Annotated in this window: 25 protein-coding genes; 13 read left to right on the top strand and 12 right to left on the bottom strand. The window is 61.1% G+C overall.

Going from position 1 to position 23,283, the window contains the following annotated elements; genetic code table 11:
- Window positions 1–80 precede the first annotated feature (80 nt).
- Both VGU25_16940 and VGU25_16935 read left to right on the top strand, forming a co-directional pair.
- Entirely contained in the window at window positions 81–2,471 is a 2,391-nt protein-coding gene (locus VGU25_16940) for a bifunctional (p)ppGpp synthetase/guanosine-3',5'-bis(diphosphate) 3'-pyrophosphohydrolase (protein HEV2578894.1), read from the top strand.
- Window positions 2,472–2,558: 87 nt separating this feature from the next.
- Window positions 2,559–5,837 carry a glycoside hydrolase family 38 C-terminal domain-containing protein gene (locus VGU25_16935; GenBank protein ID HEV2578893.1) on the top strand — a complete coding sequence of 1,093 codons (3,279 nt, stop codon included), beginning with the start codon at window positions 2,559–2,561 and terminating at the stop codon, window positions 5,835–5,837.
- A gap of 108 nt (window positions 5,838–5,945) precedes the next feature.
- Here the strand turns inward: VGU25_16935 and VGU25_16930 are convergent, their stop codons facing one another.
- Window positions 5,946–7,184 (bottom strand): glycine C-acetyltransferase, encoded by a 1,239-nt coding sequence (locus VGU25_16930; GenBank protein ID HEV2578892.1) that lies wholly within the window; start codon window positions 7,182–7,184, stop codon window positions 5,946–5,948.
- Window positions 7,185–7,345: 161 nt separating this feature from the next.
- Between VGU25_16930 and VGU25_16925 the strand changes: the two genes are divergently transcribed.
- On the top strand, window positions 7,346–8,296 hold the full coding sequence (locus tag VGU25_16925) for a hypothetical protein (GenBank protein ID HEV2578891.1): 951 nt from the start codon (window positions 7,346–7,348) through the stop codon (window positions 8,294–8,296).
- Between the two features lie 87 nt (window positions 8,297–8,383).
- Here the strand turns inward: VGU25_16925 and tdh are convergent, their stop codons facing one another.
- Both tdh and VGU25_16915 read right to left on the bottom strand, forming a co-directional pair.
- Window positions 8,384–9,418, bottom strand: a complete 1,035-nt coding sequence (tdh, locus tag VGU25_16920; GenBank protein HEV2578890.1) for an L-threonine 3-dehydrogenase — start codon at window positions 9,416–9,418, stop codon at window positions 8,384–8,386.
- Window positions 9,419–9,515: 97 nt separating this feature from the next.
- Window positions 9,516–9,896 carry a S4 domain-containing protein gene (locus VGU25_16915; GenBank protein HEV2578889.1) on the bottom strand — a complete coding sequence of 127 codons (381 nt, stop codon included), beginning with the start codon at window positions 9,894–9,896 and terminating at the stop codon, window positions 9,516–9,518.
- A 57-nt stretch (window positions 9,897–9,953) separates the two neighbouring features.
- Between VGU25_16915 and VGU25_16910 the strand changes: the two genes are divergently transcribed.
- Window positions 9,954–11,075, top strand: a complete 1,122-nt coding sequence (locus VGU25_16910; GenBank protein HEV2578888.1) for a VWA domain-containing protein — start codon at window positions 9,954–9,956, stop codon at window positions 11,073–11,075.
- A gap of 52 nt (window positions 11,076–11,127) precedes the next feature.
- On the top strand, window positions 11,128–11,514 hold the full coding sequence (locus tag VGU25_16905; protein HEV2578887.1) for a DUF302 domain-containing protein: 387 nt from the start codon (window positions 11,128–11,130) through the stop codon (window positions 11,512–11,514).
- Between the two features lie 5 nt (window positions 11,515–11,519).
- Here VGU25_16905 and miaA read toward each other — a convergent pair whose 3' ends face one another.
- The 3 genes from miaA to VGU25_16890 are packed head-to-tail and all read right to left on the bottom strand — an operon-like array spanning window position 11,520 to window position 13,843.
- On the bottom strand, window positions 11,520–12,479 hold the full coding sequence (miaA, locus tag VGU25_16900) for a tRNA (adenosine(37)-N6)-dimethylallyltransferase MiaA (protein HEV2578886.1): 960 nt from the start codon (window positions 12,477–12,479) through the stop codon (window positions 11,520–11,522).
- Window positions 12,476–12,706 carry a hypothetical protein gene (locus VGU25_16895; protein ID HEV2578885.1) on the bottom strand — a complete coding sequence of 77 codons (231 nt, stop codon included), beginning with the start codon at window positions 12,704–12,706 and terminating at the stop codon, window positions 12,476–12,478. The genes miaA and VGU25_16895 overlap by 4 nt, the downstream gene beginning before the upstream one ends.
- Window positions 12,707–12,709: 3 nt before the next feature.
- The gene (locus VGU25_16890) at window positions 12,710–13,843 is read right to left on the bottom strand and encodes an energy transducer TonB (GenBank protein HEV2578884.1); all 1,134 of its coding nucleotides are present in this window, start codon (window positions 13,841–13,843) and stop codon (window positions 12,710–12,712) included.
- Between the two features lie 215 nt (window positions 13,844–14,058).
- Here VGU25_16890 and VGU25_16885 point away from each other — a divergent pair, with 215 nt between their 5' ends.
- Together VGU25_16885 and VGU25_16880 are read left to right on the top strand one after the other, a co-directional pair.
- The gene (locus VGU25_16885; GenBank protein HEV2578883.1) at window positions 14,059–14,523 is read left to right on the top strand and encodes a MogA/MoaB family molybdenum cofactor biosynthesis protein; all 465 of its coding nucleotides are present in this window, start codon (window positions 14,059–14,061) and stop codon (window positions 14,521–14,523) included.
- Window positions 14,524–14,580: 57 nt separating this feature from the next.
- A complete protein-coding gene (locus tag VGU25_16880; GenBank protein ID HEV2578882.1) occupies window positions 14,581–15,237 on the top strand; it encodes a VTT domain-containing protein in 657 nt (218 codons plus the stop codon).
- A gap of 9 nt (window positions 15,238–15,246) precedes the next feature.
- Here VGU25_16880 and VGU25_16875 read toward each other — a convergent pair whose 3' ends face one another.
- From VGU25_16875 to VGU25_16865, 3 genes are all read right to left on the bottom strand, one after another.
- Window positions 15,247–15,792: a DUF6580 family putative transport protein gene (locus VGU25_16875; protein ID HEV2578881.1), complete on the bottom strand. Its 546-nt coding sequence runs from the start codon at window positions 15,790–15,792 to the stop codon at window positions 15,247–15,249.
- A gap of 58 nt (window positions 15,793–15,850) precedes the next feature.
- Window positions 15,851–16,228 (bottom strand): 6-carboxytetrahydropterin synthase QueD, encoded by a 378-nt coding sequence (queD, locus tag VGU25_16870; protein HEV2578880.1) that lies wholly within the window; start codon window positions 16,226–16,228, stop codon window positions 15,851–15,853.
- A gap of 194 nt (window positions 16,229–16,422) precedes the next feature.
- Window positions 16,423–16,671 carry a hypothetical protein gene (locus tag VGU25_16865; protein ID HEV2578879.1) on the bottom strand — a complete coding sequence of 83 codons (249 nt, stop codon included), beginning with the start codon at window positions 16,669–16,671 and terminating at the stop codon, window positions 16,423–16,425.
- Between the two features lie 231 nt (window positions 16,672–16,902).
- Between VGU25_16865 and VGU25_16860 the strand changes: the two genes are divergently transcribed.
- From VGU25_16860 to VGU25_16835, 6 genes are all read left to right on the top strand, one after another.
- Entirely contained in the window at window positions 16,903–17,229 is a 327-nt protein-coding gene (locus VGU25_16860; protein ID HEV2578878.1) for a metalloregulator ArsR/SmtB family transcription factor, read from the top strand.
- Window positions 17,226–17,663, top strand: a complete 438-nt coding sequence (locus VGU25_16855; GenBank protein HEV2578877.1) for an SRPBCC domain-containing protein — start codon at window positions 17,226–17,228, stop codon at window positions 17,661–17,663. The genes VGU25_16860 and VGU25_16855 overlap by 4 nt, the downstream gene beginning before the upstream one ends.
- Complete coding sequence (locus VGU25_16850; protein HEV2578876.1) at window positions 17,660–18,109, top strand: DoxX family protein; 450 nt, start codon at window positions 17,660–17,662, stop codon at window positions 18,107–18,109. The genes VGU25_16855 and VGU25_16850 overlap by 4 nt, the downstream gene beginning before the upstream one ends.
- 326 nt (window positions 18,110–18,435) lie before the next feature.
- On the top strand, window positions 18,436–19,350 hold the full coding sequence (locus VGU25_16845) for a hypothetical protein (protein ID HEV2578875.1): 915 nt from the start codon (window positions 18,436–18,438) through the stop codon (window positions 19,348–19,350).
- A gap of 167 nt (window positions 19,351–19,517) precedes the next feature.
- The gene (locus tag VGU25_16840; GenBank protein ID HEV2578874.1) at window positions 19,518–19,946 is read left to right on the top strand and encodes a DUF1801 domain-containing protein; all 429 of its coding nucleotides are present in this window, start codon (window positions 19,518–19,520) and stop codon (window positions 19,944–19,946) included.
- Window positions 19,947–19,990: 44 nt separating this feature from the next.
- Window positions 19,991–20,260, top strand: a complete 270-nt coding sequence (locus VGU25_16835; protein HEV2578873.1) for a hypothetical protein — start codon at window positions 19,991–19,993, stop codon at window positions 20,258–20,260.
- 18 nt (window positions 20,261–20,278) lie between these two features.
- Here VGU25_16835 and VGU25_16830 read toward each other — a convergent pair whose 3' ends face one another.
- From VGU25_16830 to VGU25_16820, 3 genes are all read right to left on the bottom strand, one after another.
- Window positions 20,279–20,755 carry a nuclear transport factor 2 family protein gene (locus VGU25_16830; GenBank protein ID HEV2578872.1) on the bottom strand — a complete coding sequence of 159 codons (477 nt, stop codon included), beginning with the start codon at window positions 20,753–20,755 and terminating at the stop codon, window positions 20,279–20,281.
- A 112-nt stretch (window positions 20,756–20,867) separates the two neighbouring features.
- On the bottom strand, window positions 20,868–21,071 hold the full coding sequence (locus VGU25_16825; GenBank protein ID HEV2578871.1) for a DUF1059 domain-containing protein: 204 nt from the start codon (window positions 21,069–21,071) through the stop codon (window positions 20,868–20,870).
- 89 nt (window positions 21,072–21,160) lie between these two features.
- Window positions 21,161–23,281, bottom strand: a complete 2,121-nt coding sequence (locus tag VGU25_16820) for a helicase C-terminal domain-containing protein (GenBank protein ID HEV2578870.1) — start codon at window positions 23,279–23,281, stop codon at window positions 21,161–21,163.
- Window positions 23,282–23,283 lie beyond the last annotated feature (2 nt).

Genomic DNA, 23,283 nt, shown 5'->3' with positions numbered 1-23,283 from the left:
CGCAACGGCCTGACTCTGCGCAAAAACCAGGGGCAGGTGGACAAATCGGCGCACCTGAGACAGCCCCCAGCGACAGCGGAATGGGTCTCGAGGCGACATTGCCGTCCGTCCCGCCGCGGACCCAAATCCCAGAGCCGCTGACCTCCCTTGACGAGCCTTCAGGCGCCTTTGCCCCGCCGCCCGCGGCCATCCTGCCCACAAACATCGCTCCGCCGACGCCCTCGATCGCCGCAACGACGCAGCTCGATGAAGAACTTAATGCCCGGTTCGAGCGCGTGCTTGCAACCGTCCGGCTCAATCGTCCTCATGACGATCTCGATCTCATTCGCGCGGCATGGGCCTTTTGCCAGGAGCAACACGAGGGCCAGCGCCGCGCCTCCGGCGAACCCTACGTCATCCATCCGCTGGAAGTCGCCCAGGTACTCGCCGACCTCAAGATGGACGCCACTGCCATCGCCGCTGGGCTCCTGCACGACGCCGTCGAGGACACCGACGTCTCTACTCAGGAGATCGGCCGTCGCTTCGGCGAGCAGGTAGCCCACATTGTCGAAGGCGTCACGAAGCTCGACAAGATCAAGTTCGCAAATCGCGAGGACCACCAAGCCGAGAACATCCGCAAGATGCTACTCGCCATGGTCACCGATGTGCGCGTCGTCATCATCAAGCTCGCTGACCGCCTGCATAACATGCGCACACTCGAGCACCTCAAGCCAGAAAAACAGCAGCGTATTGCCAAAGAGACCCTCGACGTCTACGCTCCGCTGGCACACCGCCTTGGCATGGGTAAACTTCGCGGCGAACTCGAGGACCTTGCGTTCCGCTTCGTCGACCCGCTCACGTATTCCAAACTCTCCGGCGAAGTCGATGCTATCCGCGGCGAAGGCGAAGCCTTCCTTGACCGCATCGTCACGACCATCGAAGCAAAGCTGCACGACGCAAACATCCATGCCCGCGTCGAGTCCCGAATCAAGCGCCTTTACTCCATCCAGCAGAAGCTAACTGCCCATGGCGTCCCTGTCGACCAGGTCTATGACCTCTTCGCTGTCCGCGTCATCACCCAGACCGAGCAGGACTGCTACGCTGTCCTCGGGCTCCTCCACTCCGCCTGGCGTCCCGTTCCCGGCCGCTTCAAAGACTTCATCGCGATGCCCCGGCCGAACCTCTACCAATCCCTGCACACCACGCTCATAGCTGACGGCGGCCATCAGTTTGAAGTCCAGATCCGCACCGAGGACATGCACCGCGTAGCGGAAGAAGGCATCGCCGCGCACTGGAAGTACAAGGCCTCAGACAACGTCAGCGCCAAAGATGAGCAGCGCCTCGCCTGGGTCCGCCAGCTCATGGAGTGGCAGCGCGAAATGTCCGACCCCAACGAGTTCATGTCGACGCTCCGCATCGATCTGTATCCCGAGGAGGTCTATACCTTCACGCCCAAGGGCAAGGTCATTGTGCTCCCCAAGGACGCGAGCCCCATCGACTTCGCCTACGCCATCCACACGGACGTCGGCCACGCCACAACCGGCGCCAAGGTCAACGGCCGCATCGTCCCTCTCCGCTATCGGCTCCGCAATGGCGACATCGTCGAGATCACCACGCAGACCGGCCACACACCCTCGCGCGACTGGCTCAGCTTCGCCAAGAGCTCACGCGCCCGCAACAAGATCAAGCACTGGCTCAACGAGCATCAGCGCGAGCGAGCCATTGAGATCGGCCGCAAGCTGCTCGAGCGCGAAGCTCGAAAGTATAAAGTCTCGCTGCAGAAGTTCGGTACGCCCGAGTTCGACCGCATCGCGCATGAATATGGCCTTCACGGTGAACTTGACCTGCTTGCTGGCATTGGCTTCGGCAAGTACTCAACTCGCCAGGTCCTGAACAAGCTCGAGCCCGGCAGCGCGGTCGATGCAAAGGAATCTCCAACCGAGCAAGGTCCGGTGGCCGACACGCTCGCGCACATGAGCGAAGCCGTGAAGCGCGTCTTCTTCGGCAAGGGGTCCGAATCCCTCCAGGTCGAAGGACAGGACGATCTCCTCGTCTATCGAGCGCGGTGTTGCAATCCAATCCGAGGCGAAGAGATCGTTGGCTACGTGACCCGCGGCAAGGGTGTCGCGGTGCACGCGCGAAGCTGCCCCAACGTCCAAAACCTTCTCTATGAGGCAGACCGGCGAATCGAGGTGGAATGGTCCGAGGCTCACGGCAACGGCAAGGATGCCTCCGCTCCGAAGCCTACGACCTACCCCGTCAAACTCACCCTCACCGTCGATGACCGGTCCGGTCTCCTGAAGGAGTTTGCCGCCATCATCTCCGAGGACGGCACGAATATCCGCAGCGTCGAGACCCGTCCCGCCTCCGACGGCACTGTACACGTCGATTTCGTCATCGAGACGGTCGACCTGCGCCACCTCACCCGGCTCCAGCAGAACCTCCGCAAAGTGCCCGGCGTGCGTGATGTTCACCGCGTGCAGAAGATTTAGCACGTCAGTGCTACTCATTCGCGCCTGAAGATTGCATACTGGTGTGGCCGCCCTACGGCACTCTTATCAGCGAGGCAAACTTCCTTGATGCGTCGAATCCGTCGTGTCCTCTGTCTGACTGCACTCGCAGTTACGGCGTCAACTCTCTTCGCCCAGTGCAAGGTGCCAACCAATCATTACTGGATCGCACCTCTTCTCGACGCAAAACAGCAAAACACCGTGAACTGCCTCGTGCAGTTCAACACGTTGCCTGATGCCGGTTGGCGCATTCACGAAGGTGATCTCCCTCACGGCGAATCGCCCACAGTCGCGGACAGCTCCTGGCCTACTGCCAAAGTTGGTTCGAACTCCGGAAAGGAGGCCGTCTGGTACCGCCAGCGCATCACCATTCCCAAAACCCTTAACGGCTACGACCTCACCGGTACTGACATCAGCTTCGAGTTTGTCGCCACCGCCAACGGCCCCGTGCCCGAAATCATCTACTTCGACGGCCGCCGAGTCGCCCTCGGCGAAGACCTTGAACAGATTCCCCTCTTCGATCACGCCAAGCCGGGGCAATCGATTCTCGTCGCCGTAAAACTGCTGCCCACCGTCGACGACAAAACATTCCGCGGCGCGCAGATGCGCATTTCGTTCGCTTCGAACCGCCCTGATCCACAGGACCTCGCAACCGAAATCGTCTCCGCAGCGAATCTGCTTCCCGTCTTGGCCCCGAATACGGCAGCAGACAAGGCGACTCTAAGCAAGGTCATCGCCCAAGTCGATATCCACGCGTTAGCAGCGGCTCAGCAGGCACCCTTTGATGCCTCCCTCCGCGCAGCGCAGTCGACCCTCCTCACGCTGAACCCCGTCCTCAAACAGGCGAACTTTCACCTCACCGGCAACTCGCACATCGATGCCGCATGGCTCTGGCCCTGGACCGAGACGGTGGACACTGCGAAGCGCACGTTCTCCAGCGCCGTGCAGCTCATGAATGAGTACCCCACCTACACCTACACGCAGTCAGCCTCTGCGTATAGCCAGTGGATCGCCGATAAATACCCCGCCCTCAATGCCGAGATTGCGAAGCGCGTCAACGAAGGTCGCTGGGAACTCGTAGGCGGCATGTGGGTCGAGCCCGACCTGAACATGCCGGACGGTGAATCTCTGGTTCGCCAGCTTCTCGTCGGCCAGGCAGCCTTCCAGAAGATCTACGGGCACACCGCAAAAATCGGCTGGAACCCCGATTCCTTTGGCTACAGCTGGCAGCTTCCGCAGATTTACAAGCGCTCCGGGATCGACTTCTTCGTTACCCAGAAGATGACGTGGAACGACACCAATCAGCTTCCGCTAAAACTCTTCTGGTGGGAATCTCCTGACGGCAGCAAGGTCCTGGCCTACTTCCCCCACGACTACGCCAACCAGAACGTCGACCCCGTCCGGCTCTCCAAGGACCTCGCCATAGCAGCGGAACGCGCGCCCGGCCTGCACGACCTCATGGACCTCTTCGGCGTCGGGGATCACGGCGGCGGCCCGACGCGAACCATGCTCGACCAGGGTCTCCACTGGATGCAACCCGACAAAGTCGGCGCCAAGGAAGAGTTCGGCACAGCACTTCCCTATTTCCAGCATGTCGAAAAAGAGCTCGCGCCCAACTCGCCAACTTGGAACTACGGCACCCTCGCCACCGGCAACGCCACACTGCCAACACCTGGGGCCGGTCAGATCTCCGTTCCCACCTGGAACGACGAGCTCTACCTCGAGTACCACCGCGGCGTCTTTACCACGCAGACCGCGCACAAGCGCAACATGCGTGATGCCGAAGAGGAGATGCTGAACGCCGAGAAGCTAGCTTCGCTCGCTTGGCTCGACGGGCACCACTACCCCGCCAACGAACTCAACGACGCCTGGAAACACGTCCTCTTCAACCAGTTCCATGACCTCGCCGCCGGCTCCGGCATCGGCATCATCTACAAGGAAGCCCAGAAGGACTACGACCAGGTCCGCTGGGCCACGAACGAGATCTCCGCGAACTCCATCAAGACACTTGCATCACGCATCAACACCGACGGCAAAGGCGAGCCCATTCTCGTCTTCAACCCGCTCGCACTCGAGCGCGGCGGCGTAGCCGAGGTCACCGTACAAATGCCCCACGGCATCGACACGATCTCGCTCGAGGATGAGCGCGGCAACGTTATCCCGTCGCAGGTCCTTTCGAGCGATCTCCCCACGCACACCTTCCATCTGTTGTTCAAGCTCGACAGCGTTCCCTCGATCGGCTACACCGTCATTCGCGCCGTCGAAGGCCAGCACGAGTTCCGCAGCGATCTCACCAGCGCAGGCTACATCCTGGAGAACTCCGCACTCCGCATCAAGGTCGATCCAAAGACAGGCTGCATCACGTCGCTCTTTGACAAGCGGGGCAACTTCGAAGCCCTCGCACCTAACTCCTGCGGCAACGAGCTCCAGGCCTTCGTCGATAAGCCAAAGAGCTACGACGCCTGGAACATTGACCCGGGCACGCTGGACGCCGCTCCTACCCTGCTGCACGAAGCCGACGAAGTAAAGATGATTGAGACCAGCCCGCTCCGGTCTGTTCTTCGTGTCACGCGCACCTGGAACAAGTCAAAATTCGTTCAGGACCTCATTCTGTACGCTGGTTCCGACGAACTCATCGTCCACAATAACTTCGATTGGCATGAGCAGCATATCCTCCTGAAGGCCGCATTCCCGCTTGCCGCCACGAACAAATCCGCTACCTACGAAATCCCTTACGGATCCATCCAGCGCCCCACCACTCGCAATAACAGCTTCGAAAAGGCACGCTTCGAGGTCCCCGCGCTCCGTTGGGCCGACGAGGGCGACAGCGCCCACGGCCTGAGCCTTCTCAATAACTCCAAGTACGGCTACGACGCGGTTGGCAATGAACTGCGCCTGTCACTGCTTCGCGCTCCGACCTGGCCCGATCCCGTCGCCGACCAGGGCACGCAGATCTTCGACTACGCCATCTACCCGCACATGGGCACTTGGCAAACTGCAAACACCATGGCTCGCGGCTGGGAGTTCAACTACAAGCTTCATGCGATGCAGGTTCCGGATCACGATGGCACACTGCCACCAACCCACTCGTTCTTCGGCATCGACGGCACTCACGTCCTTCTGACCGCGCTCAAAAAAGCCGAGGATTCCGACGCTCTCATCGCTCGCTTCTTCGAGTGGGGCGGCGAGTCTGATAACGTCACCCTAGCCGTACCACCGGGGGCGAGATCAGCCATTCTCGTCAATCTCATGGAGACGCCCGAGGGCTCTCCCCTCACCGTGACCAACGACAAAGTCACGGTCCCCATCAGCCCCTACCAGATCCAAACAGTACGCATCGACTACTGACCCTTCAACATCAACAGAATAAAAAGGACCGCATCTGCGGTCCTTTTTATCGCCTTAACCGTGCCTTTCCGATCGGCGGAACATTGTTCCTAATAGGTTTTCTGCAAATTAGCGAAGCACGCCCGCCTTCTTCGCCACAGCCGTCATCGTCTCGAGCGCGCGGTCGATCTGCCCGCGGGTATGCTCGCTCGTCATAATACAGCGAACACGAGCCTTACCCTCGGGTACCGTCGGGAACGCGATACCCGTCGCCATCACGCCGGCTTCAAACAGAGCGCGGCTGAATTGCATCGTCTTGCGTCCGTCACCGATGATAATCGGCGTAATCGGCGTCTCGCTCGCCGGGGTCGACTTGCCTCCAATATCGAATCCCCCCGCGCGCAGTTGCTCCTGGAAATACTTCGTATTCGTCCACAGCCGCTCGATGCGCTCCGGCTCCTGCTCAAGAATGTCGAAGGCCGCAATGCACGCTGCCGCAACCGCCGGCGGATGTGATGTCGAAAACAGAAACGGCCGCGCGCGATGATACAGATAATCAATCAGGTCGCGCGATCCGCACACATATCCACCCAGCGCACCGATCGCCTTCGACAGCGTCCCCACCTGCACATCCACCCGTTGCGTGCAGTGAAAATGATCTACACTCCCACGCCCATTTCTGCCCAGCACGCCCGAAGCATGCGCATCATCCACCATCATGATCGCGCCGTACTTATCGCAGAGATCGCACAACGCTGCAACTGGCCCAATGTCCCCATCCATCGAGAACACGCCGTCTGTAATCACCAGCTTGCGCCCCGGCTCGCTTGCCACTTCCTTCAGCAACTCCTCGCAATGCGCAACGTCCTTGTGGCGGAAGACCTTGATCTTCGCTCGGGACAACCGCGCACCATCAATGATGCTCGCGTGGTTCAGCTCATCCGAGAGGATGAAATCCTCTTTGCCGAGAATAGACGACACAGTGCCCGCGTTCGCCGTAAAGCCGGACTGAAAGACAACGCACGCCTCCACGCCTTTGAAGGCCGCGATCTTCTCCTCCAACTCCATGTGGATCTTCATGGTGCCGGCGATCGTGCGCACCGCGCCCGAGCCCACTCCATACTTTTTCGTCGCCGCGATTGCCGCCTCACGCAGTCGCGCATCATTACAAAGCCCCAGGTAGTTATTCGAGGCCAGATTAATCACCTCGCGCCCATCGTAGTGACACACCGCAGCCTGCTGGTCATCGAGCACTCGCAGTCGGAAATAAGTGCCCTGCGCACGCAGCGCATCCAGTTGAGCAGTCAGATGTGCGAGCTGCGGGCGCTTCGCGTGCGTCGATTCAGCGGTCGAAGAAAGAGTAGCCATAACTCCTTGATGCTAAACCCTCTCTGCTCACCAAGGCAGCGTAGCTGCGTCTGACACGCATCACAACTTTGACGAAGTCTATAACTTTTTCACACGTTCGTCGGCTGCACCATCAATGCCGTTGCACTCTCGCCTGGCGATGTTCGAAAGGAGAAACATCGATGAACAAAAGATTCCGGTCTCAACTTTCCGCGGCCGCTTTATGCGCTGCACTCGTTTTTACTGCCGGCTGCAAAACCGATCAGCAAAAAGCGGTCGATCAGGCCAAGGCCCAGGCCGCTGCTACCCAGACCCCTCAGCAGGTGCAGTACGTCGACAACAACGGAAATACGGTAACGACGACCGTGCAGCCGCCACCCGCTGCGGGTCAGCCCGAGCAAGTGTCAACCACCGTTACGTCGCCGCCTCCCGGACCGAAGCCCCACGCGACATCTCCGGTAGTCATGCCGCTCGGCGCTGCGCCTGGAGCATCCGCGCCCTATCAGAACGCATACGGTCCGAACGCGCCGCAGCCCGAGCCGGGTGTGGCTCCGCCGGCAAATGGCGTAGCTCCGCCGCCGAACGGCGCCCCTGCGCAGCCTGGCACCGCTCCCGTTTATAACCTCACTGTTCCGGCAGGCACCGAGCTCGCAGTTCGCGTCAACGAACGCATCGACGTCAAGCACGCTGTCGCCGGCGAGCATTTCAGCGGTGAGATCGTCGAACCTGTTATGCGCGAGGGGACAGTCCTCATCCCCCGAGGAACTCCTGTTCGTGGACGAATCGACGAAGCGCATCGCCGTGGTCACTTCAAAGGAGCCTCCGTCCTCGAGTTGCGCCTCGTCTCTATGACGCTCAACGGCTATGAATACGGTATCGACACCCACGACACCGTTCGCGCGAAAAAGGGCAAAGGCAAGCGGACAGCCGGCTTCATTGGCGGGTTAGCGGGAGCTGGCATGCTCATCGGCGGCATCGCATCCGGCGGTGCGGGCCTGGCCATCGGCGGAGCTTCAGGCGCTGGGGCCGGCACCCTCCTCGCCGGCACGACCGGCAATCGCGACATCGTGATCCCTGCCGAAAGCATCGTGCATTTCCGGTTGGCCGATCAGCTCGTCTTACAAAATCCCTGAGCGTTGGAAAGTTTCACGCGAGGGCCTGCCTGGCGCAGGCCCTTTAGCTTTTTAATCGCTTGTGGATTCCGATCGCAGTCGGAGGACTCACTCTCGAACAGTCAGCAAAATCTTACTTGCCTCGCCCGATTCCAGCAGTTTCATCGCCTCATCAAACTTCCCCAGCGGCAGCCGATGCGTAATCACTGGGCTCAGATCCATCCTCGGATCTTTCATCAAGGCTTCAGCCTGGAACCACGTCTCATACATCTTGCGCCCGTTGATCCCATGCACAGTCGCGCCTTTGAAAATAATCGCGTTCGCAATGTCCAGCTCAAACGGACTCGACGGCAGTCCCAGCAGCGAAGCTCGTCCGCCATTGCGCAGCAGGCCGAATCCCTGACGAATCGCCGCCGGATGCCCTGACATCTCCAACAGCACATCCACGCCGTTTCCATCCGTCGCGGCCTTCACCATGGCGTCAACATCCTCCTGCGAAGGATCCAGCAGCACATCCGCTCCCATGCGCCGCGCCAGCTCTCGACGATTCGCATTCGGCTCAATCGCGAACACGCGCGACGCGCCGCATGCCTTCGCAATCGCGATCGAGAACAACCCGATAGGTCCGCACCCGGTCACGGCAACCGTCTGCGCTGCAATCGGGCCTGAGAGCGCCGTGTGCACGGCATTCCCAAACGGATCAAACAGCGAGCCGAACTCGCGCGGAATCTCGGGCGACAGCCTCCAAACATTCCCCGCAGGAATTCGCACATAATCCGCGAACGCACCATCGCCATCCACGCCGAGGATTTTCACGAACTGGCAGACATGCGCCTGTCCGGTGCGGCACTGCAGGCAGTGTCCGCAAGCGATGTGCATTTCCGCCGAAACAAAATCACCTACCGCAAGCCCCTGTACCAGCTCACCAACCGCCGCAATCGTCCCGCAAAATTCATGCCCCGGCGTGTACGGAGGCTTGATGCGGTTCTGTGCCCACTCATCCCAGTGGTAGATATGCAAATCCGTGCCGCAAACGGACGCTGTGTCCACTGCAATCAGCACATCCGTCGGCCCGATCGCCGGAACCGGAACCTCGCGCATCTCCATGCCCGGAGCGGCAGTGGGTTTTACAAGAGCTTTCATTGTGCGAGGAAGCGTATTGATGGCGTGTCTCCTGGCCCCGTTTGGCGCAAACAATTTATCGTAGCGCGTTCAGACGCCGAAACGCTCCACACCGTTGCTAATATCGGCCACGCAAACGTGACAGTGTCCTGCGGTCTCGCTTGTCCGGCCGGCTGTCAGGCAGCCGCTCCCACGCAGCCATCGCCTTGCGCTCCTCCGCCGCCTTCGACCGCGCCTGCTTGCTCTCCTCAGACTCCCGATAGAGCGCCTGCGCCACCGCCGCGGGCCCACGCGTCTCGCTCAGCCCAAGCACCTCCACTTGGAACTGCCCGCCCTCCGTCGTCACAGACAGATGATTCCCCACATGAATCATCTGCGCCGGCTTCACCGGCTGGCCATTGCTCATCACGCGCCCCAATTCGCACGCGCGAGCCGCCAGCGCCCGCGTCTTGAAAAACCGCGCCGCCCACAACCACTTATCCAGACGAACTCCGTCCATCCCTCTATTCTCTCGCGACCAAACCTGCTCCCGTCACGTCTCGATACACTGAAGCTCATGCTGCGGCCCCTCGCCAATCTCGCTCTGTTGATGACCCCGCCGCTCCTCGCCCAGTCGGCCGCGCCCGTTCAGACTCCTGCCGACACCACCCCAAGCGCTACCATCAGCGTCCGCTCCTCTCTCGTCATCGTTCCCGCGCTCGTCAAAACCAAATCCGGCCAGCTCGTCTTCACCCTCAAGGCCGACGACTTCACCGTCAAAGACGACGGCGTCCCGCAAAAACTTCAGCTCGAACCCGACACCGACTCGCAGCCCATCGCTCTCGTAGTCGTCGTCGAGGTTGGCGGCGACGGCATCAGCCATCTCCCCGAGTACTGCGACCTCGGCCCACTCCTCGATGCAATCGTCGGCAACGTCCCCCACCACGTCGCCATCGTCGACTTCGACAGCGAACCCGAGCTCCTCTACGGCTTCACCTCCGACCTCTCCAAAATCATCACCGAGCTCAACCGCATCGAATCCGGCGACAACGGCGCCTCGATCCTCGACGCCATGTCCTTCGCCACGAACCTCCTCCGCAAGCAGCCGCCGCAGTACCGCCGCGCCATCCTCCTCCTCAGCGAAACCCTTGACCAGGGCAGCCATATCGACCTAACCGAAGCTCTCCACGAGCTCAGCGACACCAACACATCCATCTACGCACTCGGCTTCCATAGCACCAAGACCGAAATCAAAGACGAAGCCCACAAGTTCAACCGCCCCAACGAACCCGGACCCGCGCACGGCTGCTTCAGCCGCGATCCTAATGCCCCGCCGCACACCACTGACAGCAGGGCACAGCAGGACTTTGACTGCCTCGCCATGCTGCTTCCCCCACTGCGCCTCGCTCGCATGGTCGAGATAGCCACCCGCAACAGCCTTCGCACCAATGTGCCCGAAACCTGCGCGCGCCTCAGCGGCGGCGAGTACTTCAGCTTCAAAGACCCCAAATCCCTCCGTCGCGATCTCTTCACTATCTCGAACGACGTCCCCAACCGCTACGTCCTCACCTTCCATCCTGAATCGCCGCACCCCGGCCTGCACGCCCTCACAGTCCAGCTCAACAATCGCCCAAACCTCCGGCTCGACGCCCGGACGGAATACTGGGTCGACGAGGCGCCAACCACAACTTCGAAGTAAGCTGTTCTGTGCAGGCGGCTCCGTTGAGCCAGGACTTCTCCAGGAGCACTCCATGGACTGTGGCATCCGCAGCATCACCACGCATCAACCGGTCGACGAAATCGTCAACCGCCTCACAGCTCTCCTCGCCGAAAAGAACATCAAACTCTTCGCACTGATAGATCACTCCGGCGAAGCCGCAACCGCCGGTCTGCTGATGCCCAATACCAAGCTGCTCATCTTCGGCAATCCGAAATCCGGCACGCCCATCATGCTCTCCGCGCCCAGCGCCGCGCTCGATCTCCCACTCAAAATCCTCGTCTCCCAGGAGCCCGACGGCACAGCCATCCTCTTCTGGAACGACCCCACATGGCTGCAGCAGCGCCATAACTTCTCACCTGATCTAGTCGCTAACCTCGCGGCCGTTGAAACGCTCGCTCACAAAGCCGCGGCCCAGTAGCGCGATCAGGCAGGGAGATGCTTGCTAACCAACTCCATCGCACGCGCCTGAACCTCTGGGTCATCGCCAAATCCGTCCAGCCACTCAATCTGCTTGTCTCGCCGGAACCACGTCATCTGCCGCTTCGCATAGTTGCGATGGCCCTGCTGCGCGGCCGCAATCGCCTCCGCGCGCGTCATCTCCCCGCGTAATAGTGCCGCAGCTTGCGCATACCCCAGCGACGCCAACGCCCTGCACGCATCACCAAACCGCTCCTGCGCCGCACGCGTTTCCTCCATCAATCCCGCATCAAACATTCGCGCCGCGCGTTCGTTAATCCGCGCATACAGCTCTGCTCGCGCAGGATTTAACCCAATCTGCAGCACGCGAAATCCCTGCAGCCGATCGCGCCCCGCGCGCCACTGTTCACTCTGCGGCTGCCGCGCCGCCAGCGTCACCTCAATACTGCGAATTATCTTCGGCACATCGTTCGGATGAATCGCCGCCGCTGCCGCCGGATCCAGCCGCCGCAGCAGTCGGTGCAGATACTCCGGACCACGCCGCGCGGCCCGCTCGCGCAATCGCTCCCGCAACTCCTCGTCCCGCGCAGGTGCCGGCGCCAACCCCTCCAGCAACGCACGCAGATACAAGCCCGTCCCTCCAGTCACAATCGGCAGCTTTCCACGCCTTTTGATCTCCGCCAACACCGCTCGCGCCGCTCGCGCATAGTCTCCCGCTGTCGAGGGCTCATCTGCATCCAGAATGTCGATCGCATGGTGCGGCACACGCGCCCGCTCGTCGGCTGTCGGCTTCGCTGACCCCACATCCAGCCCGCGATAAACCGCAACTGCATCGCAGCTCACAATCTCACCTTCGAAGTGCTCCGCCAGATGCAGCGCAAGCGCAGTCTTTCCGCTCGCTGTCGGTCCCACAATGACCACCAGTGGATAGAGCTCTTCCGCGATCTTCGGCTCGGCAGGCTTCACCACTGCCGCCACCAGCCTGGCACAAACAACCGGCCGAATCCCGCTCTTACCAGACTCGCAATCAGGATCAGCACAGCCAGCAGAATAAGCCCGCGCAACAGACTCAGTTGCTCCCGCCCGACACGCGCGTTCAGTCTCACCTTGCGCGCCCGCTCATCGCGGTGATCGCGCTCGCTCAGAGACGGCGGACGCGGCGGCTCTGCACGATGCCCTGCACTCCGCGTCACGCGTTACTCCACCGGTTTGTTGACGTAGTAGTGAATCCGCAGCTCCAGGTTCGGACCGTGGAATTCCTTCGGCAATGGCGGAAACTGGCCTTCGCTCGTGATCGATCCCCACGCCGAGCGATTGATCGCGTCGTCATGCGTCGATCCATCAAGCCACATCCCACCCTGTTGTCCATTTGGCAGCCCAATCCGCCCATCTGGAAGGATGCTAAATCGAATCAACACCTCTCCCTGTTTCGACAGAGGGGGCCTGCACTCCTCCGGGATAAGCGGGATCCAGTTGCGGCGGATGTCAGCGAGGATTCGGCGGATGTAGGGGTTGAAATCCACCCCCTGCTGGTCAGAGAGAATCTCCACGTCTTTGCCAAAACTCAGCGGGGACGATCCACCACCACGGGGCGCACCATAGTCCTCACCTCGGCCACGCCCCACATTCATCGAGCTCTCCGGGTTATTGGGCGCGTTGAAGTTCGGCCTCGTGCTCGGCTGCGGCGTCGGCGCCTCACCGACCACCGGTGGCGCAGACCGCGGTGTGGGCTGCGGTGCATTCGGCAGCGGCAACGCCGGCGAGGGCACAGGGGGGGCCGCATTCGTGATCGACGGCGCCGGCGTCGGCGCAATCTTCGGATTCGCCGCCACGGCTGGTGGCGGAGGCGCGGCCTTCGCGGGCGGCTCCATCGATCTCAAGTGTTCGAGAGTGTGGTTATCAATCTTCGGCTGCGCTCTCGGCACAGAGGGCGGCGGCGCATGAAGCTGCGGCAGATTCAACTGCGTCAGCTCGCGCTCTTTCAGCACCTCGAACGGCGTCACCAGCTTCGGCGCATGCCAAAGGTACCTCGGCCCGTACAGCACCAGCCACGCAATCGCGATCCAGATGAACAGTGAGATATAGATCGATTCGCGGAATCGGCTGCGCGCCCGCTCGTCCTCGATCGAGTCCAGCAGATGGATCAGCTCGTGCTCGTCGATCTCGCCATAGCGCCCGGTACGAATGCGCACCGGCGGCCGTCCCGTCGCGCCGTTTTCATCGTGCGGAACGAAGCTTACCGGACCATCGCCTGCGCGTCTGGGCGCGGATTCGTTCCCCTCTGTCTCAGGGCGTGGCTGTTCCGGGTCGGTGGGGGTAATCAAACGCATCGTGAGCTACTTCGTCTGTGACGGACGGCCATCAAGGAATGTTGCGGGTCGATCGAACACCGCCGGTACCGTCGCCAGACCGAGCCGATGCTGGCTTCTTTATTCTCTCATCTTTCGTTCAGTTAAGGCTGAGCAGCCCGCAGCGCGAGACGCACCTCGGCTATCCTCGGTAAATGCAACAAACAGCACCTTCTTTGACGGGAAGAACCTCTATCGTGATTACCGCCAGCGACCGTTGCGCTGCCGGAACACAGGAGGACATCTCCGGCCCTCTGCTTGTCGATCTGCTAACGCTGACGGGGGTGCAAGTCATTGATTCAAAGGTTCTCCCGGACAACCGCAAACAACTCGCGAGCGCACTGCGCGACGCGGCACAACGCGCCGACCTCGTTCTAACCACTGGAGGCACTGGCCTCGCAGAGCGCGACGTCACCCCGGAGGCTACACTCGACGTCTGTGAGCGCCTCGTCCCCGGGATCGCCGAACAGATCCGCCTTCACGGCATCGAGCAGACGCCCTTTGCAGCGCTTAGCCGCGGGGTCTGTGGCATCGCCGGCCGCGCGCTGATCATCAACCTCCCCGGAAGTCCCTCCGGCGCAGAGAACGGCCTTAACGCGATTCTGCACCTGCTGCCCCACGCCCTCGAACTGCTGGCCGGACACACTGAGCATCGAAACTAGACAAACGCCGGACATAGCGGCTCGAAGCGGAGCTGCTCGAACGTAAAATGGGTATTTGTGAAACTTGGACCGATAGCGCTGCTGCATAAGTTTTCAGGGATGCTCTTTGCGGTGATGAAGCCGCTTGGCGTCTGGGGTGTCGGCGGCCTGGCCTTCATCGACTCCGCCCTGATTCCCATCCCCGTCTCCATGGACGGCGTCGTCATCGGCTACGTCGCTACCGACCACCGCAAGTTCCTCATCTACTGCCTGATCGCAGCCGCGGCGTCGGCCATCGGGTCACTCGTGCCGTTCTACATCGGCCGCGCAGGCGGCGAGCTCTTCCTGCTCAAACGCATCAACCGAGAGCGCTACGAGCGCATGCGGGACCGCTTCGAAAACCAGGAGTTCCTGGCGATGATGATCCCCGCAATGTGCCCGCCGCCGTTTCCCCTCAAGCTTTTTGAGTTCGCCGCTGGCGTGTTCGAGATGAAACCCCTCGCCTTCGTGCTCGCTATTTTCTGCGGCAAGATGGTCCAGTTTGTGGTCGCGTCGATTCTCTACATCTACTTCGGACCGAAGCTCTTCCACTCGACTCGACGCTTCTTCCACGAGCACCTCGCCATGGCCATCGGACTCATCTCCGGAGCGCTCTTCCTGATTGCGTTCTACATGATCCGCAAAGTATTCGACCGGCGCCGTGGAGTTCGGCTGCCGGTCGAAGAGGAGGCGTAAAGCTTTGATCTAGGCGAGCGGTTGGTTGTGGTGCGCGTGTGCGGCGTAGGTCAGCTTCGCGGCAAGCACCGGCAGGCCAAATAGCGCCGCGGACAGCACTCCGGTCGAAACCAGGTCATTGGCATAGAAGGGCAGCGCGGCAGCGTAGCACGCGGCAATCCCTGAGGCGCTGTGCGGATACATCCCGCTGCCAAACCACACCACAAGGTTGCTGAGCAGGAAGAAGCTGGTTGCCGAAGCCAGAACACTGGCCACAACACGCAGAGCCGTGACCTTGCGCAGCAGGCCGTAAGCAAGCAGGCAGACAGCGGCGTACCAGACCCACGTCACGAGATACTCACGCATCTGGAACGGATAGCCATATACGAACCGGGTGAGGCAGAAGTCCGCCACCGCAAGGATGGCGACGGCGCTGACGGCCTGCCAGCGCGGGCGGCGGGAGCCGAAGAACAACAGGCCGGCGCCGACGGCGGTGAAGTTCATGCCGGTGCCGTGCAGCGCGTGCGGAACGAAGCGGCTGAGCGCGGCGAGGATGAGAACGATGTAGGCAATCATGAGCGGGCCTTCTGGTGAATGGGGTCTCGGGCTCGAGCCCTTCCGACGATTGTAGCGGTTACTCGTAATAGCGGGCGAAGCTGGTATCCGTCTCCCAGATCACGCAGTCCTTCACGCGGACTCGGCCAGCGGTCATCTCGAGGAGTTCCGCCGAGGTGCGATCGAAGAAATATTTTGCGAGGTTCTCGGCCGACGGGTTAACCGAGGTGAACGGCTCGAGGTCGTTGATCATGTTGTGGTCGAGGTAATGGATGGTGGGCTGGAGGATGCGCTTAAGGAGCTTGAAGTCCAGGAGGAGGCCGTTGGGCTCGAGCTGCTCGCCGATGAGGGTGACGACGACGCGGTAATTGTGCCCGTGCGGGTTCTCGCACTTTCCGTAGTAGTCGCGCAGGTAGTGACCTGAGGAAAACGTATCCTGAACTGTCACCTCAAACATCGTTTCTGCTCCAATCGTTTTATTCTATTCGGCACCCCTCCCCTCCCCCCTGTTTTTGCGCAAAATCTTCAAAGCAGGTATTTTAGGCCCGGACCTCAAGTGATCCAAGCCTTAAGCGAAGGGACCGGACGGGGGTCGCGGGAGGAGCCTTTTGTCAAGTTCAGTGCATCCGGCCCGTCAGGCGGTGCTTTGGACTAGCGGCGGCGACGGCGCTGGCGGCGCTGTTCGGTGGAGCGGCGCTCGGCCTGCTCGAAGAGCTGGGAGAGGATGCCGCCGAGGGCGATGACCAGGCCGAGGAAGACCAGCGCGATGGAGGTGGTGCGCCAGAGGCGGACGTCGCCGGGGGAGCCGGGAACCTGCGCGATGTTGGTGAAGGAGAGCGCGAAGGAGATCAGGGCGAAGATGCCGATGGTGGCGGCGAGGATGTAGAGATTGCGTCCCATGGGGCTGAAGCAAGGATATCGCGGCGGGTCGGAGGGAGATCCGTGGCTGAAAGGTTCGGGCTGCAATTGATGGTCGGGGCAATTCTAGGGGTCCTTCGACTTCGCCGGTTCACGGTGTGAACCGGCTCCGCTCAGGATGACGGATTTGGGTGGGAAGACGGATTTGGGTGGTAACGAATTTGAGAAGGATCGGGCCTTGACAAACCATAACCATTTGGTTATGGTTGGGGCGTGACACTGACGAATACGAATTACGTGTTCCGCGCACTTGCCGATCCGACCCGCAGGGCCATCTTTGAGGAGCTGACGCGGCAGGGCGAGCAGACGGTGCATGCTCTGACGCGGTATGCGGGTGTTTCGCAGCCGGCCGTGTCGAAGCACCTGACGGTGCTGAAGCGCGCGAAGCTGGTTCGTCACCGGCGGGCGGGACGCGAGACACACTATCGAGCGGAGCCGGAGTCGCTGGGGCCTGTCGTGGAGTGGTTGAAAATGTATGGCGCGTTCTGGCGCGAGCGGTTTGATCGACTTGAAGACGTTTTGGAAAGGATGGAGCGATGACAGTAGAGCGGAGCGATGCAGCAGAACAGACCCGAAGCGTTGTGATTGAGAGAGTGTTTCCGCATGCGCCTGAGAAGCTGTGGCGTGCGCTCACCGAGAGCCCACTGGTGGCACAGTGGCTGATGGACAACGACTTCCAGCCGGAGGTAGGACGGAGGTTTCAATTCCGCGCGCCGGCAGTGCCGAACTGGAATGGCATTATCGAATGCGAAGTGCTGGTGGTTGAGCCGATGAAACGGCTCTCGTACAGCTGGGGGACTCTGGGGATGGAGTCGGTAGTGCTGTTCACGTTGACGCCGGCGGATGGCGGGACTCAGGTTCGCATGGAGCACTCGGGGTTCAGCGCGGATCAGCAGACGGCGTACAAGGGTGCGCAGTACGGTTGGCAGAGATTCCTGGGCGAGTTGGAGAAGGTGGTTGGGAGGATGGAATGACTACCAAGGGAAGAAATGTTGCGTATTGGATTACGACCATACTCGTAGCGTTTTTTATCGGCGGCGGCGGCATCGCCCAAGTGGCCCATGTGCGGGGCACGGTCTACGGCTTTGTGCACCTCCTGGGCTACCCGGCGTACTTCGTGACCATATTGGGCGTCTGGAAGGTGCTGGGGCCGATCGCGATACTCGTGCCGCGATTCCCGCGACTGAAGGAATGGGCGTATGCGGGTATTTTCTTTGACCTGACCGGGGCGGCGGCATCGAACGCCGCAGTCAGAGGAAGCGCGTTTCACGTCATCGTGCCGCTCGTCCTTGCCGGTATTACTGTCGCGTCGTGGGCGCTGCGGCCTCCCAGTCGTGTCGTCGGCACACTCTTTCCTGCGACGAAGAGCGGTCCCGTCCAGCGTGAGAGCAGCGTTTCGGCGTCGGGCGCACGGGCGTGAAGTTTGCTGCGTAGCGGCTGTGACGGGACGTTCTTTAGATTCAAAATGTCCCGTTACAGCCGATGGATGTTTTGTCGCCGCCGGTGTGCTATGCTCAACGGCCAAATTCTGAGAGAGCGCCTCGTCCCGGCTCCGGGCTCCGTACTCTCGACTGGCAAGCGCTGTTCTGCAGGCGCTTTCTAAGACCTAACGAGACGGAAACCAATTGGGCGTAGTGTCGCCACTTCCACGCTGGGGCGTGGAGTTCCCCCTACATTCAGGCTTGCGCGCCCCTTCTCCCAATCGGAGTATCCGTGAGGATTCACGACGAAGGGAGAAGATGGACAATGTTCACAACGATCACGAAGTTGCAAGCGCGTAACTGGGCGATGTGTTCGCTCATCTCGGGCACTCTTCTGTTTGCATCGTGGGCCCAGGCAGACACAACCAAGGATTTTGTAATCACACAAAAAACCGCCAACGCGGCGAACGATCTGACCGTTGCTTTCAACAATGTTGGGCTTGTGCCTATGTCCGCCATCATCAAGGACAACATGGGAAACGCAATCGGCAAGTTCAATATGGCGAAGGTATCGCCGGCAGGGAGCTCGACGATCGTCTACACAAACCCGGTCGACAACATGGGAAATGCGATCAGCGTATTTCAGAACTACACGACAACGCTGACGGTACAGTCCAAGGGCACGGGCGCCACGATGAAGGGATTCAACTGGCAGAAGGGTCCCAGTTCCTATTCGATGGGCGCCGGCGTGAACATTGCGAATAGCGTCGCGCTGCTTTCCCCGGATGTGGATCTGATTCAGAATCCCCTGGCCGGGACTGCGGCGATTAACTTTGGGAACGAGGGCGACGACTATCTCTTTCTGACCAACATCAAGGTATTCACCGAGCTGACGGCCACGCAGGGAGACAGCTTCGACGCGAATGGGAACTTCATTACGTCAGGTCTGCCCTCTTCGCCGAACTTCATGCAGTCCAGCCTGGAGCTGACGCCCGGCGAGCTCGAGTTCCCGGACATCAATCTCCCGGGCTACATGGATGACGGCAGCTATGTTGTCGTGCTCTTCGACGTCGAGTACAGTCCGGACGGAAGCCTGAGCGACGCGGTGAACCTGGGCCAGCTGTTCTACTCCACCAACCAGCCGGTGCTGACGCCCGAGCCGGACGCGGCCCTTCTGCTGGCGACTGGGCTGGGCATGCTTGTGATCGCAAAATCGAGGCGACTTAACTTACGCAAATAGATGCCAAGGCGCAAGGCTTCGCAATTCGAAGGAGCGGAGGTCAGATCTGGAGATTGAATCCTGTTGATCGGCTCGCCGGCTGTTGTTAGCGTTGGAGGCTCAAGCAGTTCGGAGGCTGGGAGAGACGGGGCAAAACTATTCGTCGAGTATGTGACTTGGAGCTGTCTATGAAAAAGACTGTTGCGGTAGATCCTGCGTCTGCACAAATCGATGCGAAGATCAACGAACTTGGGGATTGGCGCGGCAAGACGCTGGCGAAGGTGCGTGAAATGATTCACGCGGCAGATCCGGAGATCGTAGAAGAGTGGAAGTGGGCGAAGGCGAGCTCGCCTGGGACGCCTGTGTTCTCGCACGGCGGGATTGTGTGCACGGGAGAGACCTACAAGAGCGCAGTGAAGCTGACGTTTGCCAAAGGCGCTTCGTTGCCGGATCCTGCGGGGCTGTTCAACTCGAGCCTCGAGGGAAATGTGCGGCGTGCGATTGATATTCACGAAGGCGAGAAGGTGAATGAGAAAGCGCTGAAGGAGCTGATTCGCGCGGCGGTGGCGCTGAATCTGCAGAGCAAGGCGAAGACGCCGCGGGCTGTAAAGCGCTAGAAGGTCCGCGTCCCGAGCGTAGAATTTGCGTGAGGGCGAAGAAGATGAAAACGGCCTACAAAAAGATCAGTGTGGAACTCGTCGTCTTCGCAGAGGATGCGGATGCAGTTGTCGCCGAGTTGAGCTCTGCCATCGACCGGATGGAAGAGGAGCATACGATCTTCGGTGGAGAGATTGAGACGGCCGCTGTTCAGCACAGCGGGGAACGCCGGAGATCGGCGCTGGCGCACACGCGCGAGGCTGGGGAAACGGCGGTTGGCGCAATCAGGAACGCAGGCGGCACCGTGGCGAGCGCTCTCAGAAAAGTTATCTGACACTACGGCGGAGTGATCTCAGCCTTTCACGTATGCGAGCTTAGCGGCGACTTTGCCATCTCGAACGGTGAAGACATCTACGCCGCGCAGGTGCCACGGTTGCCCGTTGCGGATTTTGCGATAGACCCAGAGCACGACGGCGCGGTCTCCGGAGACAATCACGTCTTCGGCGTCGAAGTGGGCGTCAGGATTGCGCGCGAACCAGCCCCGCCAGAAAGCGACGACGGCAGCTTTGCCTGCGATGCGTTGGCCGTCAGGAGCGGGAGAGGTGTCCTCAAAAACGGTGTCATCGGTGAGCAAGGGCTCGAGGGCGTCGGCGTCGTGGCGGTTGAAGGCATCGTTGAAGCGGTCGATGACGATGCGAGTGTTCTGCGAAGTCTGCTGTGAGGTCATAGGCGCGGTCGAAGGGGTGATCGTGTGTCGTACGGAGTGCTGAGAGAAGAAGACGAGCGCTGCTACGAGAAAGAGTGCGTATTCAGCTGGTGCGATTCGCATGAGATTGCCTCCGCAGGATGATTGCGATGGCGAAGCACGAGAGAGAAATCAGGTGAACGCACTTGTGCTGCTGCGTACGTTGCGCTCAGTCGATGCGTGACAAGGCCGGAACTCAGGCTGCTGCCGGCCTGCCCGCGGGAACATCCTTCAGCATGCCGCGGAGCGTCTCGCGGAGCTCCGGAGAGCTTTTGTGTCCTTGAACGCTTACAGCGTGCAGTACTGCGGCGTCGAGCACTTCGTCTTCAGTGCCCGAGATTTGCAGTGTGCAATTGACGTCATTCGGAATGGCCCCACAGTCGATGTACTTTCTCGCCATAAATGCCTCCGGGGTGAGGCACGAAAGCATAATCCCTGGTTGTGCAACCTGCAATTTGTCTGGTAACGACTCCATCGGATGAAGTCTGCTCAGCTTGCGAAGAAGCGTTCAACGTCTGTGATGTCGTCGGTGCGGCGGTAGGGTGGGAGCGAGCCGAGGAAGGTGGCGCCGTAGCGGGTGGTGCGGATGCGGGAGTCGAGGAGCATGAGGACGCCGCGGTCGGTGAGCGAGCGGATGAGGCGGCCGAAGCCCTGCTTGAGTGCAATGACGGCTTGAGGGATTTGGAGGTCGTTGAAGGCGTTGCCGCCGGCGGCGGTGATGGCGTCGGTGCGGGCCTTCATGATGGGGTCGGAAGGGACGGCGAAGGGAAGCTTGTCGACGATGACGCAGGAGAGCTGCTCGCCCTGGACATCAATTCCCTGCCAGAACGACGACGTGCCGAAGAGGACGGCGTTCGGGGTTTCGCGGAACTGCTGGATGAGGACGTGGCGTGGGGCGGTGCCTTGAAGCAGGAGTGGGTAAGGGAGCTCGCAGAGGAGGCGGTCGTGGAGCTCGCGCATCTGCGAGTAGCTGGTGAAGAGGCAGAAGGCGCGGCCGCGGGTGATTTCGAGGACGCGGCGGATTTTTTCCGCGGCGTGCGGAAGGAAGTCGGGGTGGCGCGGCGGCGGGAGGTATTGCGGGAGATAGAGGAGCGCTTGTTTGGCGTAGTCGAAGTGCGAGGGGACGATGAGCTCTTTGGGGAATGGGATGCCGAGGCGTTTCTTGAGGTGCTCGAAGGAGGGTTTGTGTTCGGAGTCGGCGACGGTGAGGGTGGCCGAGGTGAGGATGACGGAGCTGTAGTTGGCGAAGAGGGTCTCGGCGAGGAGCTGGGAGACGTCGATGGGTGTGGCCTGGAGGTGGGTGTTCAAAGACCCAACCCATGACGACGAAGAAGCCGTCGTCATGAATGGGGCACCCGGATTTGTGGCTGGCTCGCGAGAATTGCGGGCGGTGTTGCGGAGGTTGGAGGCGGCGCGGCGCTCGATCCAGAAGACGGTGTTCGGATCGGTGGCTTCGAGGAGGAATTTGAGGTGCGCGCGGATGTCGGCGGCGCGCTTGCGGAGGCCCGCGGCTTCTTCGACGTCGCGGAGGCGGTCGAGTTCGCCTTCGAGGCGTGTGAGTGCATTGACGGCGCCGAGGTAGGAGTCGCCATGAGATTCCAGGAAGTCGGCGCGGTCGGTGAACTCCATGCGGCCGGGCTGGGCGGTGGTGGTGGTCTCGGGGAGTGAAGAGAAGAAGAGGCGCGAGCGCTCGCGGAGGGTGGCGGTGGAGCTTTCGATGGCGGCGGAGCTGGCGCCTTTGGCGCGGAGCATGGACTCGGTGTCGCGGGCGAGCTCATCGAAGCGGTGGTTGGTGAGCGCGATGCCGAAGTACTGTGAGGCGACGTCTTCGAGTTCGTGGGCTTCGTCGAAGATGACCGCGGCGGCTTCGGGGAGGATTCCGGCATCGGGGGCGCCGGCGGCCTGCTGCTTGATGGAGAGGTCGGCGAAGAAGAGATGGTGGTTGACGATGACGAGGTCGGACTCGAGCGCCTTGCGGCGCATCTGGGTGATGAAGCAGGGCTCCCAGTTGGGGCAGGTCTGGCCGAGACAGACCTCGGAGCGCGCGTCGAGCTTGTGCCAGAGCGCGGAGGATTCGGGGAGGTCATCGATCTCGGCGCGGTCGCCGGTTTCGGTGGTGTGCTCCCACTGGAGGATGGTGTGGAACTGCGAGATGTCGTCGAGGCCGGAGAGGATGGGGTTGTCGCGGAGGGCGTAGAGCTTCTGCTTGCAGAGGTAGTTGGCGCGGCCCTTCATGTAACAGACGCGGAGCGGGCCGGAGTCGGCAAGGACGGATTCGAGGAACGGGATGTCCTTGAAGTAAAGCTGCTCCTGCAGATTTTTTGTGCCGGTGGAGATGATGATGCGCTGCTTCTCGTTGCGGGCGCGGCGGAGTGCGGGCAGAAGATAGGCGAGGGTTTTGCCGGTGCCTGTGCCGGCTTCGATGATGAGATGGCGGCGGTCGGCGAAGGCTTGCTCGATGGCCTTGGCCATGGCGTATTGGCCGGGGCGGTGCTCGAAGGCGAGGGAGGACCGGGCGAGGATGCCGCCGGGGGAGAAGAAGTCGTGAAGGGATGGGAGCTTCGCCTCCGCGGCCGCTTCGCTGACGGGGGTCTTGCGGTCGACTTCGATGT

The organism is Acidobacteriaceae bacterium (assembly GCA_035944135.1).
Taxonomy (GTDB): domain Bacteria; phylum Acidobacteriota; class Terriglobia; order Terriglobales; family Acidobacteriaceae; genus Granulicella.
The sequence above is the reverse complement of the archived record's forward strand: the minus strand, read 5'-3'. Positions and strand labels throughout refer to the sequence as shown.